A 17538-nucleotide genomic window follows, 5' to 3' on the forward strand; every position below is an offset into this window, starting at 1 on the left:
AACAAGCCATTTATTCTAACCAGGGATTAATTGGGTTCCATTTCTTGTAGTGCAAATACATACATATTTGCGCCTCCTTCCTCAAACAATGAAAGCATGCTTAGAGGAGGTGTAAAGGACATGAAGATCATGATAAGACTTGCAAAGCATCTTATGGATTATACTGCTGCCTGTTCAGCAGGCTTACGCTTCAAACACCTTTGTTTAACCCTTGGGATATGCTTTTTCGCCGGGATGGTTATGAACGCCGTTTCCCCTATATTTGCAGCAGACTATACGAATCCCGTTGCCCCTGATCCTGCGCATGTCGGTCAAAAGGAAGGAAACAAGCAAGGCGCTGAACATCATGCGGGACAGACGCGGAAGCTGGCTGCGATTATTGTGGACGACTTTGGCAACGGAATGAAGGGGACTCAGGAGATGCTGGATCTGCCTGCGCATATTACAGTTGCCGTCATGCCTTTTCTGCCCACCACAAAGCAGGATGCCGAGCAAGCCCACCGCAAAGGACATGATGTGCTTGTACATCTGCCCATGGAGCCTAACAAAGGCAAGAAGGAATGGTTGGGACCCGGTGCTATTATGTCGGGCATGACGGATGAGGAGGTGCGCACCAGGGTGGAGGCTGCCATTGATGACGTACCGCATGCCGTTGGCATCAACAACCATATGGGCTCCAAGATTACGGCTGACCGCCGGATTATGTCTGTCATCCTGGACGTATGCAAGGAAAGAGGTATGTTCTTTGTCGACAGCCGCACGAACCATAAATCGGTGGTGGATGAGCTTGCCTCGGAAAAAGGGCTTCCACCCGTTCATAACGATATCTTCCTGGACGATGTGTATACGCTGACTCATGTATCCAGGCAGATGAACGCTGTCTCCGATTGGCTGAATTCCCATGACACCTGCGTCATGATCGGCCATGTCGGAATGCCCGGATTGTATACCTCCTCCGTGCTGCGCCAGTCCATACCCGAGCTGCAGAAAAAAACGGAGCTGGTCGGGATCAGACGTCTTGTAAGCACGGTCTGGGGCTGGACACCGCAGCCTACCATGCCGTTAAGTGCGCCATGATTCCATCCGCTATGGCGGATGCGATCTGCTTTTGTGCGGCAGAATCACACAGCAGCTTCCGATCACGCTCGTTGCTGATAAAACCCGTCTCCACAATGACGGCAGGCTGTTTGATCTGGTTGAGAAGATAAAACGGCTTGCCGTACATGGGCAGGCGGGATGAACGGTAAAGGCTGTTTAGATATTGCTGGATCGAATCCGCGAGCAGAAAGCTTTCGGCAACGTTCTGGTATAGGACGACTGGCCCGCTTTTGTTACTGTTTTTGTTCCAGTTGACATGAAGGCTAACAAGCATCGTAGTCGGCAGCTCATCGGTCAGACTTTTCCGCTGCGCCAAATCTCTGCGATGTCTTGAAGACTTGAGCCAAAGGTTATCGTCACTGAGGGCGTAATCCCCGTTCCGGTTGAGAACGGCCTCATAACCGCTGCTGCGGAGGAAAAGATATAATTTTTGGGCGATTTTCAGGTTAATATCCTTTTCAAGAATCCCCTTGTAGCTTGTGCCTCCGTCAATTCCCCCATGGCCGGCATCAATGATGACAACCGGTCTGCTGAAGAACAGATGGGGAAGCTGCTCAGTGCTCTCATTGGATGGAGAAGCTGCCGCGGCAGCACAGGACTCTCCGGCAGACAGTATGGCCAAGACGGTCAGCAATATCACAAACAGGTTTCTTTTAAATACAAAAGGAATCGGAAGCTGCATCTTCATTTCCCCCCGGGAACAAAATGGTCTGATAGTAGCATGTGTAATTTATGGCAATCCATACATGCTACCTGAAAACCTGTTTAGTTTGACGGGGAAATGCGCATGCTGAGTAAGGAAAGGGAAAAAACGCTGCCCCGCAAGGGCGGCAGGGAGGCTGATCAGATGGCCAAAGGCGACGAGCTTGTCCGGTATATTACGGAGCAGGTCGTAAAATATATGGAGCTGCCCCGTGATGTCCGGCGTGCCCGGAGGATGGAGAAAGAACCGTGGCGCACACGCTGGTTCGGCATGCTTCCGTTCTCGTTCTCCATGTGGCTCAAATCTTCGCGCAGCGAAGACAGAAAACAGAAGGCGGGAAGATAGTCCCAACCGACAAGCCCGGGTCCGGATATGGAGCGGGCTATTCGGTTTGCAAGCTATTCATTTATCCTTGATCGTATAAAATGCGCCTGCAGCCGCAAGACGGCTGAACGGCAGGTAACGGGTAGTTTGACCGGTATAATCTGTCCGTATATAAAGGCTTTCGGGTGCAGTATGATTCCCTGAGGCCCATTGCTGGTATCCGTTCACAGTAAAAGGAGAATTAAATACATAATTAAGCCCTTGGGCGCTGTAGATCATCTTCAAGTTCGGTGATGCCTGCAGCGCTTCTTCAAATTCACGGCCGCTGTGTAGTGAAAGCGGTTTTTGCTTCAGCCAAGCCAGGTCCGTATAAGGGCTGGTGTCCGCGGGGGAGGAATCGGTAACAATCAGGGCGGTATCTGTAAGCGGTGAGGCTGTGCCAGTAGAGCCTATACCGGTAGAGCCTGCTGCTTGTTTAAGTTTATTTCTCCAGCCCGGTTTCCCCAGGGGCAAATCTTGTCCGGTAAAAGCGTCTATGTATAAAAGGTGCTCCGCAGCAGGGGATTGGACTGTCCAATAGGCAAGCGCAGGCTCCTCATATACGGGTGTCACCCGCAGCTTGTCCACGGTGGTCTGATCCGCCGCCGCAAGAGATTGCAGGACAGGCTGCAATATATTCAGACTGAAGGGAGGAAGGCTGCCGGAGCCGTATTCGTTTAACTTGAAAGAACCGTCCTTGTTCTGGGTTATGATCATATAACCCGCAGACTTCCCTGCGCCCTGCACCAATACGAGCCAGGAATGCGTGCCCGGACCAAGTGCGCTATAGGTTAAATCGGCGTTCTCCCAGTCTTTAAACTGCGGTTGTCCGGCCAGCGAAGTACGGGCTGCTTCGGCCGTCAGCTTCACGGCCTTTGGTGCGGCCTTACTGGAAACAGCTTGACTTGAGAGGCTATCTGCATCGCTTTTGCTGTCTGAATAAAGCTGGCTTTGGCTGACAAGGACATCTGACATCTCTGCCGCAGCGCCGGGAGAGAGAAGAGCTTGTCCATCCGTTTCGGCACGGACGGGCAGGGAGCACAGCCCTGCCGCCGTAAAAGCGATGATGGCCGCAGCGACAAGTCCCGCCCCTTTGCCGGACGCGCTTTTGCGTTTCATTGGATTTCCACCTCTTTCATATACATTTCTGCAAAGTGTCGTATGATAAGCATAAACCGGGCGCGGCGAGAAGACTGCTGCTTGCTGTCGCCGGACAGGCCATAAAGAAAGGCGCATGCTGCTGTCGATTTAATGGCCCAAGCGTCCTATCACAGCAAACAGAAGGCCGGAATCGCACGAATGATGGCATTCGGCTGCCGGCCCCGCTGAATTTTGAAAGGTTATGTCTCAGCGGAGATGGAAGAGCCCGCAGTTAATTGCGGAAATCTGCACCTTCGGCTCATACTGCCAGGACATTTCCTGACGGCGTGCGTTGTGCTGCTCCTGCACGGCTGTCCGTTTGGTTTCGTCAGGCTCCTTCAACAAATCCTCGTAGTACAGGTCGATTACCGCCAGTTCTTCTGTCAGGCGTTCTCTCGCCAGCTCCGACCACCGGTAATCCCGCTCCCGGATCTCTTCCAGCAGATAGGCTTCCAGCTGTGCCGCCGCAGCAGCAAGCGGAAGCTTGGCCGTCGGAATATGCATATTTCCTGCAAGCTGCGGGCTGAGCTCCTTGCCGGCCAGCAGCTTGCCGAAGTCCTCCTGAATCCGGCCCGTCCGCATGGAAATGCCGAGAAAGTGCAGCTCTTCCCGCTTTAGGTCGCAGACAAATTCCACCTTGAAGCACACGCCCAGCCAGGTCTCATACTTTACCGGTCTGCGCGCGTCGAGCTGTTCGGGCCCAGCCTGCTCGAACAGGTTGACATAACGCCCACCCTCGCGGGCCGCGGCAAAAATCTGCTGCAGCCTTCTGCTGCCAAAGCTGACATCCTCGCGCAGAATCCGGTTCGGGCCCAGCTGCGGCAAAGCCGGAGCGGCTCCGAAATAGCGGGCAACCAGCCCGTTTGGATCCGGATTGGCGACTGCGGGAACGCTACTCTGCTGCAGCTGGTCATAGGTGGTAGGATCAAATACGAACGTATACGACATCGTTTCCGCCGATACTCCGGTACGTTCGACATAGCTCCAGTAATACGGCCGGTTCGTCAGCGCTTTATCCGCCTCGGGGGACAGCTTGACGGTGACATGTGCCGGTGACTTTTCAATAATGCTGCAGCCGGTAGAGCGGAGGTAGGCCATCACATAACGCAGGATCTCGTCAGTACTCATGGACAAGTTAACGTTCTCCTTTCACAGGTCAGCTGTGGCCCTCCCGCTCTACCTCCTGTTTGATGGAATCAAGGGAACGGCCGAGGGAATGCAGTTTACTGCGGATTTCTTCTTCACTGCCGGACTCCAGCATAATTTTGTACAGGCTTTTTTCAATGGACTCCCGCTGCTCAAGCCGTTCGAGAATGACGTCCAAGCCGCCGATTACCCGCTCGAACATATTGATTTTTTCATGCAGCAGGTTCAGGATATGCTCTTCAATCGTGCCTGTCGTGGACAGGTTGTAAATGTGGACATCGTTCTGCTGGCCCAGCCTGTGCACCCGGCCGATCCGCTGCTCGACCCTCATCGGGTTCCAGGGAAGATCAAAGTTGATCATCTGGTTGCAGAACTGCAGGTTGATTCCTTCGCCGCCAGCCTCGGTCGCAATCATGACCTGCACCCGTCCGCGGAACAGGTCCATCATCCAGTCTTTGCGTCCCCGGTTCATCCCCCCGCGGTAAGGGACAGCCGTAAGCCCGCGCTCCCTGAAGTAGTTCAGCAGATATTCCTGGGTGGCCCGGTATTCCGTGAAAATGATAACTTTATCATTCATTTCGCGGATTAGCTCCAGCGTTTTTTCCGCCTTGGTATTGGATTTGATCGCCTTGATCGCCGCGACAAGGTCCCAGATGCGGTCACGCAGCGGTGAGTCCGGCGCCAGCTTTTTGGCGAGATTGACGAGGGTGATGAACACCGCATCACGGCTGCTGCACACTTCGCGCTGCAGCGTCACCATGGAGAGCATGCTGCTCAGATTGCCGCCATTTGCCTGATACTGATCTCTAACGAAGGAGGTGACTCCGTTATACAGATTCTGTTCGTCAGTCGATAGCGCCAGGTTGATGTTGGAGACATTCCTTTTAGTAAACTGCACTGGCCCTTCTCCGCGCCGGTTGCGGATCATGACCTTGGCCAATTCATCCTTCAGCTGCTCCTCGTTCTTGGGCAGACGCTTGTCGACTACGAAATTGGCCGAGAAATCTCCCTGTCTGCCGAGCTGTCCTGGCTTGAGCAGGTTGATCAGATTGAAAAGCTCGGACAAATCGTTCTGTACGGGCGTCGCCGTCAGCAGCAGGCAGTATTTTTTACGCAGCTTGGTAATGAACTGATAGTTGGTTGTCTTTTTATTCTTCAGCTTGTGGGCCTCGTCAATAATCAGCAAATCATAATCCGTATCGAGCAAAATATCACAATGCGGCTCCCGCTTGGCGGTATCCATAGAGGCGACGACCACATCGGAGTACCAGGAATGGACTTTCTTCTGCGCGACGGCCGGGATGCCGAATTTGCTGTTCAGTTCCCGGACCCACTGCAGTACCAGCGAAGCCGGAACCAGAATCAGTATCTTGGATGCGAGGCCGCGAATAATATATTCTTTGAGAATCATGCCAGCTTCGATCGTTTTGCCAAGTCCGACCTCGTCGGCGAGAATGGCGCGTCCGGACATTTCGAACAGCACCTTGCGGGCGGTGTCCAATTGGTGCGGGAGAGGGGTCAGCCCCTGCAAATGCTTGAGACACTGAAGTTCATCAAAGCTCGGTACGATGTTGGCTTCTTCCGCTTCAATAGCGAGCCTGAACAGCTCCCAGTCCCCCCACGGCCCTCCTTTGCGCACTCTGGCGTCCAGCTCCTCCGCCCACGAACGGTCGAAATGGACGGGGACAGGCAGCTCATGCGGGGAAGTTGGAACAGCAGTTGAATTTGTCGATGGTCTCACAATAGGTCCTCCTTCCTGAGGCTAATGGCAGCACCGGATACTCGTAGGTATTAGTATGGACTTAAAGCAGCAAGTTCATAACATAGCCGTGAAAGAATGACAGGGAAGCTCTATTAGATGAAGTGTTTTTTTCTCTTCAGCAGATGAATTGCAAACACGATCAACAAAGGTATGGTAAATCCGGTCAACTTCCAAATGGGCAGGATTACCGTGATGTGCTCGGTCAATCTTGTTTCGCTTCTGTGTAAAATAAAAGCACATATCATATTGATAAAAGTCAGCGGAAATATGAGTGCTTTCTCATCCTTTAATTTACATATACGTACGATTAATTGATTTAATATGAAAATTATAATGCAAGCTTTCATGTAGGAACCTACGATTAAGGCTATCCCAACAATAAATTCTACCCGCTGAATAATAGGTTCTATATCAATCATTCGTGCAACCTCTACCATTGAATACTTTCTTTCCCCGGCTAGGGGTCCGAAAACAAGAATGGTTGATATCGTGACCGCAATCAATGTGATCACGCTGATACCAAACACAATAATCAGCTTTTTATGCAAGTCCCGGGTCGGACGACGAACAAAAGGAAGAAGCAGGGCGAGTAAGACCGGTTCTGCGTGGGTGAAACCATATGAAAGGTAGGCGCCATGAAGTACAGGTTTGATTCCATCAGGAAGAATAGGCAAAAGAAATTCGCTGTGATAATTAGGAAAGGACAACAACATAGTTAAGAAGATGAACAGCATCACGATGATGATTAAAATGGTAAACATTCTGCTCATGACTTCAATCCCTGCACGTACTGTTATGGCCACTGTGGTGAAGATAAAGATATCGAATACGTACTGTGGAGTTTCCCTCATTAAAGAACTGTTAGCATATTTGCCTACTTCAAATACGATATCCGTACTCATTTCAAACAAAAGTGAAATAAACGGGATAAGAATAATAATGGCGGGCCAGGTTCCCAAAACAGCTTGGCTATATTCATTAAAAGATTGTCCGGGATATTCCTTATCCAAGTAAAGGACAAGCAGCAATTGAATCATGGCAACCGCGCCGGAGAGCAGCAGAGATATCCACACACCGTTATGGGCGAATCCAATTAACGGACCGGGAAGGTTCACACTAGCTGAGCCAGTCAAATAAACAAAAAACAATACGATCAATTGTTGTTGACTAATGATCTGCTTATTCATAAAGATTATGCGGCTCCTTTTCTACGAATATTTCTCTAAATACTCGACAATGCTATGACCCCAATCTTTATACAGCCATAGTGCAATATCATGAAGAATCGGCATTCCAAATTCTCCAACATACTCAATACCAAGGTAAATGGAGACAATAACGGTTACTTCATATGCGATCTTGTCGCGCAGCGCCATTTTCTTTATTTTGGCAAGATTATAGAACGTCATTAACAAATAACTCGACATGACAACCATCATTTTTTCAGCCATTCGTTCGTGCTCCTTCACTACTTGTCCATCGAAAGTGGTTTTGGTGATGCAGTTCCGCTATTCTTTATTTCAACTTTTACTTTAATGTCGAATTGAGTATCAGCGAAACGCTCATCCCAATTCCGCTTCCACCGTTTCCATAGGGCTGGATCTTTACGATAAATCCGGTCTCCTAATCCAATGAGGTCTAATTTCTTTTGGGTCATTCGCTTCAAAGTTTTTCTTAGAGATTGATCAATTGTCCGAGCAGCGGCTTCAGTAAATTTTTTTTCATCTTCCGGAGTTTTTAATTTCGTGCACCTCATTTCACCAAGAGCTCCTGAGAGCTTAACGAATATTTGAAGTTTGACTGTTTCACCTTCAATTTGTGGTTTTAGTTTGGAATGGAAGGATAACACTTCCAGGGAACTGTCGCTTGCATTGCCCGAATCACGTTGAATGTCGCACGGAACGCGGATAATTCCACCCTTGTACTGATTAAGCAACATATGTATCATTCTTGAATCTTGAGCAGAAACGATCCCTTTCCATTTTCCTTTTTTTAAGACTGCCATTCCGTTAGCAACCAGCTCTTCTCCTTTTTCTCCGACTTTTGTGATGTAAGGAACTAACGAAATCCCCGTCTGGCTGCGAAGACCGAGGAAAAGATCAAGTAAAGAAGTTTCGGTCGTTTTGTAATTTCCTTGATTGGAGTATTTTGTGATTTGCATTAACTGCTGACTTTCTGTTTTTTCGATTAAGGGCTTCATCTTCAAATATTGCGCTGCTTTCCCTTGGGCAATAAAAAACGAAGAACTAAGTCTAGCCTCATGATCCCGGTAAAAGAAATCCAAAAGCTGACCGACAGGATAAATTTGTACTAACTTATCTTCTATAATGATAGCTTTCAAATGGCTCCATTGTCCTTTGCGTCCTGTATGAAGGATAATATCCCGAATCCCGTCAAACATCGTATCACCCTTAGTTTTCACATTGATATAGGATATACTTCCTCCTTGCTTTCCTTCTGAACCGCCGGAATGTACAGGCTTGTATATTTGCATGGTAAGATCAACCATTCCATGATCGGCTTTGTCTACAGCAAGCCCTAAGACAAAGGTCCGGTCCGTAAGTTCTGACTTATCCCAGCAACCCGGCAGCAATAGAACGCAGACCATCATACAGCCGGCAACTGCAATTTTTCGCATCATAAAGCCTTCTTTCAATAAAATTGCCTTTTATTTTTTAGATCCGTATATCAGCTTGCTGCGCGGTGAACGCAGTAAAATTTTTAACGGCGCACGAATGAGCGTATCCAATAATTGTTTAGGTTGAAGAGGAGCCAAAGGGGTTAGATATGGCTGCCCAAGGGATCTGAGACTCGTTAAATGCAGCAAGATCCAGAGAAAACCTATCATCAGACCGAATCCGCCCAGGACTGTGCTTAAAATCATGAGCGGAATCTTTAAAATTCTTAAAGCGGTAGCCATGTTGTATTGAGGAATGGCAAAAGAAGCAATTCCGGTTAATGCAACGACCACGACCATCGTCGGGGAGGCAATACCTGCAGATATGGCCGCTTCACCAATAACGAGAGCGCCGACAATACTTATCGTGGCGCCAATCTGTCTTGGTAATCGCGCTCCGGCTTCCCGAAGAAGTTCAAAGAAAAATTCCATGATAGCTGCTTCAACAAATGCAGGGAAAGGAATCCCTTCGCGCGCATTCATGATGGCAAGTAAAAGGACGGTAGGAATCAATTCCGGATGAAAAGTCGTTAAAGCAATATACATGCTGGGCAAGCTTAAAGCCATAAAAAATGCAACGATCCTCATCAGGCGAATTAGAGAGGACATTATACTTCTTTGGTAAAAATCTTCCGAGGATTGATACATTTCTGTAAAAAGTCCCGGACATATTAAAATCGAACCTGTACCCTCGACAACTATGATGATTTTGCCATCCAACAAAGCCGCCGTAGCAGTATCCGGCCGTTCTGTATAGCGGTATTGAGGGAACGGAGAATAAGTCGAATCCTCAATCCACTCTTCAATAAAAGAGGAATCAAGAACATTAACTTGCTTCATTCCGGAAATTCGCTTTTTTAATTCAGCTAAGACCTCCAAGTTAACTGCATTTATCAAATAAGCGATATTAATTTCAGTTTTGGTTTCTGCCCCAAGCGTATATCTTTCTAATTTAAAATTAGGCGTTTTAAGCCGCTGCCGTAACATACCGATATTCTTTTGCAAATTTTCAACTGTACTCTCACGCGGTCCATGAACCACGGATTCTGCATTCGGTTCGGTCACTTGCCTGGTGATTAGTGAAGCCATTTTGTAAGATAAAGCTTGATCCCAGCCATTAAAGAAGATAACAAGATGTCCTGTAACAATATCATCAATGGTTTCCTTCAAATCGTTTACAAGCTTGGCATATTGTGAAGAAACACCATGGTTGCTGAAAAAGCGAATTACATCTTCGGGAGTGACAGAATTTATAGGGTTTTCTTCGGGGGGGACAAGGTCCTGAAGCGATGCTTTCATAAAATTTAATGTTTTATTCTCGAATAACGTTTCGAAATAAACGGAAAATGCGGTGTGCCGGAGCTCTGGTCCAAAGTGCCACTGAAAAATGGATAAATCAGCGCAGTCTTCAAAACGCGTTTTGATCCACTTTAAATTAGATTCCAATACGGGTGAAATCGGCTGGATATCCGTTTCTGAACGAGTCCTGGAAAAGCTCGTCTGGTTCACGCTGTTAACCTCCTGAAGTAAAAACTATGCTTAGATTATTTCCAGCTCAATTTGGACTCATTCATGCTGTTCGAAGCTTTTTTAAGGTAGGTTGAAATCGATGGCTAAAGGCGCCTATTCTCATGTTTTATCCGTGTTATGGTATGAACACCCACGCACTCCAGTACCGATTTAGATATGATAAGGTATCACTTTGAGTTAAAAGTGAGCTATCATTGATGGAGGTGACTTTGAGATGTCATTTGCAGGATCTTGTTCTTGTGGCGGTGTTCGCCCGTTCACAAGCACCGGAACGATTCTGGTCCTTTTCGTTTTGTTGGTAATTATTAGCAGAACCTTCTTCCTGTAATACTTAAAAAACCCTCGACATTTTGATATTTACTGTTTTGAGCCCCATAGAATGTTGCATCACTACCTCCTGTTTAGCAGGAGGATTTTTGTTTTCCCGAAAGTAGGCATTTAACACAGACCTATACACTTTGTTTGCCATATGATAATTACGGCATGTCGGCTGCAAAGCAAAAAAGCTGCTTTTAAAGCGGTGTCCACCAGTGAAAAAAGGAGGCGTGTTATGAAGAAACTATTGGTTGCAGGCAACCGCCCGATTCTAAGGTTTTTAATTCCCTCTTTGCTTCAGGCCATTCCCGAATCGTTCTCGATCTTAATTACAGAAGATTGCCCGTCATCTCAAACCGAATTGGATGAAGAAATGAATGAAATGCTGAAGGGGAAGCAGTCTGAAGGAAGGATCATGATGATAAAGAAAGATGAAATGACATGGAGAGAGTTAGTGCAGCCATTTCATTTTGTTTTATTTGCTTCAGCAAACAACAAGCTTGAGCTTTACCATGAATTTTACAGTTGCTGCATAGAGGAGCAAAAAGTTCTTCTGCCTTTAACATTTACGCACGAATACGGAATTCTTGGTCCAGCTACGATAAAAGAAAGCGATGCATGCTGGGAGTCCTGTTGGCGGCGTCTGCATATGCAAAAATGGGTGTCCTCTTTTCCTGCGCCGACGATTGTAAATATGATGTCTCATATAACATCATGTTACGTAGAACGGTATCTGAGAACCGGTATTCCTGAGCTGCAAAACCGTGTCTATATCTTGAGTGGAGATCCAATCCACGGGGAAATCCATTCCTTTTTCGAACATCCTTTGACAGTTCAGCATATTCCGCTTTCCGGCTGGTTCTCCCTCCACATTCCCTTCAAGCAGGAGCAAAGCAGTATGAATGAGGAACAATTACAAGATTATTTTACTGGACTTGTCTCTTCACGGATTGGAGTTTTTTATTCTCTTGAAGAAAGTTCTTTCGACCAGCTCCCGCTTTCCTTATGCAGTATCCAGACAGCGGATCCCCTTGCCGATGGTCCTTCCACAACGCTGCCAACCATGATTCATGCAGGAATGGATCATAATCAGGCCAGGAGAGAAGCAGGCTTATCAGGATTAGAAGGATATGTGTCCAGACTATGCAATCATCTCTTTTCAAAGCAAATGCAAAATACTTATGCAGGTGTGGGAACGACTGCTTCAGAGGCGGCAGGACGCGGATTGCAGTCCCTGCTGCAAAGTGAATTGGACTGTTTGTATCAACGGGTTATTCCTGCAGCAGTTCCGTTTGACCTGTCTAAAATCGATGATCTGAGCACTAAATATTATCTGGAATCCTTGAGGGCTTTAGCAGAGGACTTGGTTTTAGGATACAGTGAAGACTTATATCCCCACATTCCAATTGTCTGGGTACGTTCAAATGGTACCTGGCATTATGCCATCGATTTAAATCCCACCTTAGCATTACGCCGTGTATTGGCTGAAGCTCTTGGACATATCCAGACGGGACATAGCCGATCGGGCAGCATTTCATTCAAAACCATTTCTCTTGCGGGTCAAACAAAACAAATGTGTCTGCCGGAAGCCGGTACCAGTTACCGTGCACAGGATATTGAAGACATGTTGTCTATATTGCATCCATTTCAAGTTCTGGTCACCAATTTGGCAGTAGAACCGTTTTTGAAGGAACTTGTCGTATTCGGAGTACGCCTGAGCAAGGAGGTCTGCAAATGAACGAGCAGCATACCCGAAATAAAATATTAATTATCGGAGACGGGAAGTTGGCTGAGCTGGTACATGATCAGTTAAAAGAATGCTATTCTGTAATCCGGCAGTCCCAAATGCCAATGGACACGCAAGATGTTAAACTTATGTTCATTTTGCAAGATGACTGGGATCCTGAATTACTGCACCAGACGGAGGAACAAACTCGGCAACTGGGCATTGCCTGGATTACCGGGTATATAACAGAGCAGGAAGGGGTCATTGGGCCGCTTAACCGCCCCGGGATTCCGGGATGCTCGTTATGCGCTGAATACAGGCTTCTAAATGCCGGCCGTGAAAGAGAGGAAATCCTGAACTCCCAGCTTAGTTTGCTTCTGCATGGAAAAATTGTGCGGGAAGAGCCGCTTCAAGATCGTGAAATCAGACCCATGGCTTGCTTCATTTCGGAAGAGGCCGACAGATATATGACAGGAAGAAGCAGTGGATTAGAAGGACAGCTATATCTTATGAATATGAAAACAATGGAAATCAACACACATCGCTTTCTCCCTGATCCAACATGCCCAAGCTGCGGGCAATTGCCGGATGATTCTCCCCAATTGGCAGCCCCTGTATTCGGTGCAAGCCAGAAGGCCGGCTCTCATACCTATCGCTGTATTTCCGAGGCAGAACTGGAACGAGATTTATTAACGACCTATTTTGATGAAAGAACAGGTGTGCTAAATCAGAAAATGAGGATACCCGCGTCCATTTTTGCTGAGGTGGCTATGAAAGCCCCTTCTCCATCAGGGGATGAAATCGTTGGCGGAAAATCATTGTCCTTTAAATCAAGTGAAATGGTAGCAGTTCTCGAAGGGCTGGAACGACTTTGCGGCACATCGCCCCGCGGCAAAAAAACGAGTGTTTTGGCCAGTTATCGCGAGCTAGGGGAGAACGCGATAACTCCAGCTGCGGTGGGCACCTATTCGCAAGAGCAGTACTCCATGCCGGATTTTCCTTACCAACCTTTTGATCCTGACCTTCCTGTTCCGTGGGTATGGGGATATTCCTTTTTAAATAAAAAGCCGATTCTTGTGCCTGAGCAGTTAGCCTATTACAGCGGAACTGCCGGTTTTGTTCATGAATTTTCAAACGGATGCGCATTGGGGGGAAGCATGGCAGAAGCTATTTTTCACGGAATTCTGGAGATTGTTGAACGTGATTCATTTTTAATGACCTGGTATGCTCAATTGCCTCTTCCCCTTCTTGAACTGTCCGAAAGCCAAGACAGCATGTTGCAACTTATGATGGAGCGAATGAGGCATGTTGCCGGTTATGACGTATTCTTTTATAACTCTACTATGGAACATGGAATTCCCAGTGTCTGGGCTGTTGCCAAAAACAGAAAACAGGAGGGGCCCAATCTTATATGTTCTGCAGGAGCACACGTAGATATCCACCGTGCGATTAAAAGTGCTTTATTTGAACTGGCAGGTGCTGTTCCAAGACTCGAATCAGATTACAAAAACCAGCAGGATGCAATTTTAGACATGTTTAATGACCCGTATCAAGTTCAGTACATGGAGGATCATGCCCTCCTGTATTGTTTGCCTCAAACCGAAGAACGTTTATCCTTTTTGCTTGAGAATAAAGGAAAGAAATCTTCGGTCGCTCAATTCCCCTCTCTTACACCATATGCAAATATGGTTGACGAGTTATATGCGCTTATGGAGAAGTTTCTGGACATAGATCTTGATATCATTGTGGTCGATCAAACTTCACCGGAGATTTCTGTAAAAGGCCTGTACTGTGTAAAGGTATTAATTCCTGGTATGCTTCCGATGGCATTTGGTTATCATTTGACCAGACTGGAGGGATTAGAGCGGGTGCTGCGTGTTCCTGCAGAGCTCGGGTATACGACAAAGAGGCTAACAAGCGAAGAGTTGAACAAGCATCCTCATCCTTTTCTGTAACATGATTTAAAACTTGATAAGTTTGTATCAATCGCTTAAAATACTGAATAAGCGTTCAGTGTTTTGAGCGATTTTGTTTTATCAGCACCAAAAAGGGGTGGGGCAAGTGTGAATAAAAAGAAGCAGCAAACCGAACAGACGAAAAAAAGGATCGCTGATGCAGCCAAGGCACTCTTTGTCCAAAAAGGCTACAAGGCTACGTCCATCGAAGATATCGTGAAAGCGACAGGGTGCAGCCCTGGCAACATTTATTATCACTTCAAGAGCAAGGAAGGGCTGTTTCTCCAATTAATTGAAGATTGGAACAGGGAGTGGGAAGAGACCTGGGCGACCAAGGAATCTCTGTACCCGACAGCGACCGATAAATTGTATGGAATGGCCGAGCATTTGGCTGATGACCAGTTGAACCATCCGCTGACCAAAGCTGTTGATGAATTTTTCAACAATTCGGAGAAAACCCCGGATATTGATGAGCGTATGAACGAAATGGTTAAAGGTTACCTTGCCTTCAATCGCCAGCTGCTGCAAAAAGGGATTGATAACGGTGAATTCAAAGCTGCGAATGTAACCGGACTCGCAATTATCCTGGATAGTCTGATGATAGGCTTAAATCAATATGCTCAGGGAATGGAACAACAGGAAGCGTTGGCGACTTACCGACTAGCGATGGATGTTTTTTTACATGGCATTGCGAAACCGGGGAGCTAGCCTTTTTTTTCACTACTATCTAGAATAAAAATTCAGTGTTGACGTGATTATGGGGGAAACAACATGACGTTATTGTTAAAAAATCGGGGAGCACTGCTGATCCTGATGCTCAATCTTTTGCTTGTCTTTACGGGGATCGGGCTTATTATTCCGATTATGCCCAAGTTCATGGAGAATATGGGGATTACGGGCGGCATTGTCGGTCTGCTCGTGGCAGCCTTTTCGTTAACACAGCTGCTTTTTTCACCGCTGGCAGGCCGGCTGGCCGATACTTATGGAAGGAAAAAGATGATTGTCATCGGCATGCTCTTTTTTGCCGTTTCTGAAGGATTATTCGGGATTACAAGCTCAACCTGGGTGATGTTTATGGCGCGGATGCTGGGAGGAATCAGCGCCGCCATGATCATGCCCGCTGTCATGGCTTATGCGGCAGATATCACAACAAAAGAGGAACGGGCTGCAGGAATGGGTTATATTAACGCCGCCATTACAACCGGCTTTATTATCGGTCCCGGTATTGGGGGATATATCGCTGAGTTTGGAATCCGGGTGCCTTTTTATGCCGCGGCAGCGGCGGCAATCATCGCAGCTTGTATCAATTTCTTTATTCTCCCGGAATCCAGGGCGGTAGAGGAAGCATCATCCGAGGCTCCAACTTTGGAGAAGCATCAGAGCGGCGGTCTTCTGACTCAATTGCGATACGCTTATCGGGAGCCTTATTTTTTAAGCTTGATCATCGTTTTTGTCATGTCTTTCGGATTGGCTAATTTTGAGACTGTCTTCGGATTGTTCGTCGATCAAAAATTTGGGTTTGAGCCTAAAGATATCGCCTTTATTATTACGTTTGGCTCCATAGCCGGCGCAGTGGTGCAGGCCACTGCGTTCAGCTGGATATTGAAACGATTTGGCGATAAACGTGTCATATCGGTGTGTCTATTCTTTGCGAGTCTGTTTATTCTGCTGACGTTATTTGTTCATAAATTCTGGCTGATTTTTGCCGTGACGTTCGTTATTTTCTTGGCGATTGACATTTTACGTCCGGCGATCAGTACGCAAATGTCCATGGTAGCGAAGGATCAGCAGGGTTATGTTGCAGGTCTTAACTCGGCCTTTACGAGTCTCGGCAATATCATCGGACCCATCGTAGCCGGGTTTCTGTTTGATCTGAATATCAATTATCCATACACATTTGCTTGTATGATCCTTCTGATCTGTTTCTTTTTAACGCTTAAAAAACGCGGCATGCAGGAGGCCAATACAACTTTATAGAATATGTCAAGTCGGAAGCACACGCTGAGAAGCCAAAGTGGGTGAAAAAAGCAACCGGACCGGACAAGGATGACCCCCTTGCCCTGGTCCGGTTTTCGATTTTTGTTGCTTTTGGGACAGCTCCTGTTATCCTATGTCTTACTTGTCGTTTTCAGCTTCTTCGATATCTGCAACAGTCGTTTTCGTGAGATCCGCATTTGCGAAATCTTCTGTGTCAGGAAGCACCAGATCGAACTCGGACAGCTGCTGGATTTCAACTACCGCGCTCTCAAACTTCACGTCGAGGATATGACCGCCCTTCGTCCTATCATCCGAAAGAAAATGCATATGAAACCCCGGAACTTGAATCGTTGAAGCATAATTCGGAGTATAGAAGCCGATAATGGTGCCTTCCACATCATGATCCTCGAAGACGGTTTGATGCGGGGTAACCTCCGTAAAAGGCGGATAAGGACGAGTCTGTTTCGGTACGGATCTATTTTTAATAAAGTCGATTTTGCCATGTACTTTGATGGCATAGAAGTGATTCTTGTTCTCGAAATTCGCTTTGAGCTTCTCGGAGAAATCCTGAAAGTCCTTTACGTTGGAAAGAGACACTTTCTTCTCCGCATCGAATTTAGTAGTGACTGCAAAAGGAGTTTTCATTTTCCCATCCAATTCTTTCACTTGACCATTGCTGTTAACCTGATAGAATTTGTTGTCCAATTGAATCAATTCGCCGTCGAGACCATTTAGTGTTCCCAGCCCCATATTTCCATGCGTATTGAGTTCCTGCAAGGTCATTTCGCCGTCATACTGGCCCTGCATAATCGCATTGATCGTGGAGTACTGGAACAACTTGTCCTGATAGCGCCCGTTTCTGCCTGATGCCGCGAAGGCAACAGAAGTAAACAACAGTGCTGTGAGGAGAAAAACAGAGAATGCAGTAAGCTTCTTTTTCATAAGCTACCTCCCAAGTTAGTATTTATAGCAAAATGAAAGATTCCCGAGGGATTCTATCATTAAACTATCATGCTGTTTTTGCATTTCCGTTCATGTGCTCTCCGAATCATAAGAAGTGGAATTGGGCGTTAGGGATGATTTGATTGAGGGGTTAGAATAAGGGGCACACTACCTTTATCGGAAATTTTTTCTTGTTTGTTTAGA

15 protein-coding genes are annotated in these 17538 nt (G+C 46.9%); 6 read left to right on the plus strand and 9 right to left on the minus strand.

The genetic code is table 11. The features are described from left to right. The first annotated feature begins 240 nt into the window (after positions 1-240). Positions 241-1077, plus strand: a complete 837-nt coding sequence (locus ACI1P2_RS11820; protein WP_408976207.1) for a divergent polysaccharide deacetylase family protein — start codon at positions 241-243, stop codon at positions 1075-1077. Here the strand turns inward: ACI1P2_RS11820 and ACI1P2_RS11825 are convergent. After that, complete coding sequence (locus tag ACI1P2_RS11825; RefSeq protein ID WP_355319955.1) at positions 1052-1780, minus strand: N-acetylmuramoyl-L-alanine amidase; 729 nt, start codon at positions 1778-1780, stop codon at positions 1052-1054. The two genes, ACI1P2_RS11820 and ACI1P2_RS11825, sit on opposite strands and share 26 nt — an antisense overlap. A 165-nt stretch (positions 1781-1945) precedes the next feature. Between ACI1P2_RS11825 and ACI1P2_RS11830 the strand changes: the two genes are divergently transcribed. Continuing rightward, the gene (locus tag ACI1P2_RS11830) at positions 1946-2146 is read left to right on the plus strand and encodes a YqzE family protein (RefSeq protein WP_355320123.1); all 201 of its coding nucleotides are present in this window, start codon (positions 1946-1948) and stop codon (positions 2144-2146) included. Positions 2147-2203: 57 nt separating this feature from the next. Here the strand turns inward: ACI1P2_RS11830 and ACI1P2_RS11835 are convergent, their stop codons facing one another. The 7 genes from ACI1P2_RS11835 to ACI1P2_RS11865 form a co-directional block, all read right to left on the minus strand. Further along, positions 2204-3283 (minus strand): hypothetical protein, encoded by a 1080-nt coding sequence (locus ACI1P2_RS11835; protein WP_355319957.1) that lies wholly within the window; start codon positions 3281-3283, stop codon positions 2204-2206. 228 nt (positions 3284-3511) lie between these two features. Then, on the minus strand, positions 3512-4438 hold the full coding sequence (locus ACI1P2_RS11840) for a YqhG family protein (protein ID WP_355319959.1): 927 nt from the start codon (positions 4436-4438) through the stop codon (positions 3512-3514). 22 nt (positions 4439-4460) lie between these two features. After that, the gene (locus tag ACI1P2_RS11845; protein ID WP_355319961.1) at positions 4461-6191 is read right to left on the minus strand and encodes a DEAD/DEAH box helicase; all 1731 of its coding nucleotides are present in this window, start codon (positions 6189-6191) and stop codon (positions 4461-4463) included. A gap of 113 nt (positions 6192-6304) precedes the next feature. Next, entirely contained in the window at positions 6305-7399 is a 1095-nt protein-coding gene (locus ACI1P2_RS11850; protein WP_355319963.1) for a GerAB/ArcD/ProY family transporter, read from the minus strand. Between the two features lie 21 nt (positions 7400-7420). Then, positions 7421-7663 (minus strand): hypothetical protein, encoded by a 243-nt coding sequence (locus ACI1P2_RS11855; protein ID WP_355319965.1) that lies wholly within the window; start codon positions 7661-7663, stop codon positions 7421-7423. Between the two features lie 17 nt (positions 7664-7680). Then, a complete protein-coding gene (locus ACI1P2_RS11860) occupies positions 7681-8850 on the minus strand; it encodes a Ger(x)C family spore germination protein (protein ID WP_355319967.1) in 1170 nt (389 codons plus the stop codon). Positions 8851-8880: 30 nt separating this feature from the next. After that, a complete protein-coding gene (locus tag ACI1P2_RS11865) occupies positions 8881-10398 on the minus strand; it encodes a spore germination protein (protein WP_355319969.1) in 1518 nt (505 codons plus the stop codon). Positions 10399-10969: 571 nt separating this feature from the next. On the opposite strand from ACI1P2_RS11865, the gene ACI1P2_RS11870 reads away from it, so the two are divergent. The 4 genes from ACI1P2_RS11870 to ACI1P2_RS11885 all read left to right on the plus strand — a co-directional run bounded on the left by ACI1P2_RS11870 (position 10970) and on the right by ACI1P2_RS11885 (position 16392). Further along, a complete protein-coding gene (locus tag ACI1P2_RS11870; protein ID WP_355319971.1) occupies positions 10970-12472 on the plus strand; it encodes a hypothetical protein in 1503 nt (500 codons plus the stop codon). Next, positions 12469-14415 carry a TOMM precursor leader peptide-binding protein gene (locus ACI1P2_RS11875; protein WP_355319973.1) on the plus strand — a complete coding sequence of 649 codons (1947 nt, stop codon included), beginning with the start codon at positions 12469-12471 and terminating at the stop codon, positions 14413-14415. Before ACI1P2_RS11870 ends, ACI1P2_RS11875 begins: the two co-directional genes overlap by 4 nt. A 108-nt stretch (positions 14416-14523) precedes the next feature. After that, on the plus strand, positions 14524-15123 hold the full coding sequence (locus ACI1P2_RS11880) for a TetR/AcrR family transcriptional regulator (RefSeq protein ID WP_355319975.1): 600 nt from the start codon (positions 14524-14526) through the stop codon (positions 15121-15123). Between the two features lie 63 nt (positions 15124-15186). Then, the gene (locus tag ACI1P2_RS11885) at positions 15187-16392 is read left to right on the plus strand and encodes an MFS transporter (protein ID WP_355319977.1); all 1206 of its coding nucleotides are present in this window, start codon (positions 15187-15189) and stop codon (positions 16390-16392) included. 138 nt (positions 16393-16530) lie between these two features. Here the strand turns inward: ACI1P2_RS11885 and budA are convergent, their stop codons facing one another. Next, on the minus strand, positions 16531-17334 hold the full coding sequence (budA, locus tag ACI1P2_RS11890) for an acetolactate decarboxylase (RefSeq protein ID WP_355319979.1): 804 nt from the start codon (positions 17332-17334) through the stop codon (positions 16531-16533). Positions 17335-17538 lie beyond the last annotated feature (204 nt).

Origin of the sequence: Paenibacillus jiangxiensis (assembly GCF_046098255.1) — a bacterium.
In the GTDB taxonomy this organism is placed as follows: domain Bacteria; phylum Bacillota; class Bacilli; order Paenibacillales; family Paenibacillaceae; genus Paenibacillus; species Paenibacillus jiagnxiensis.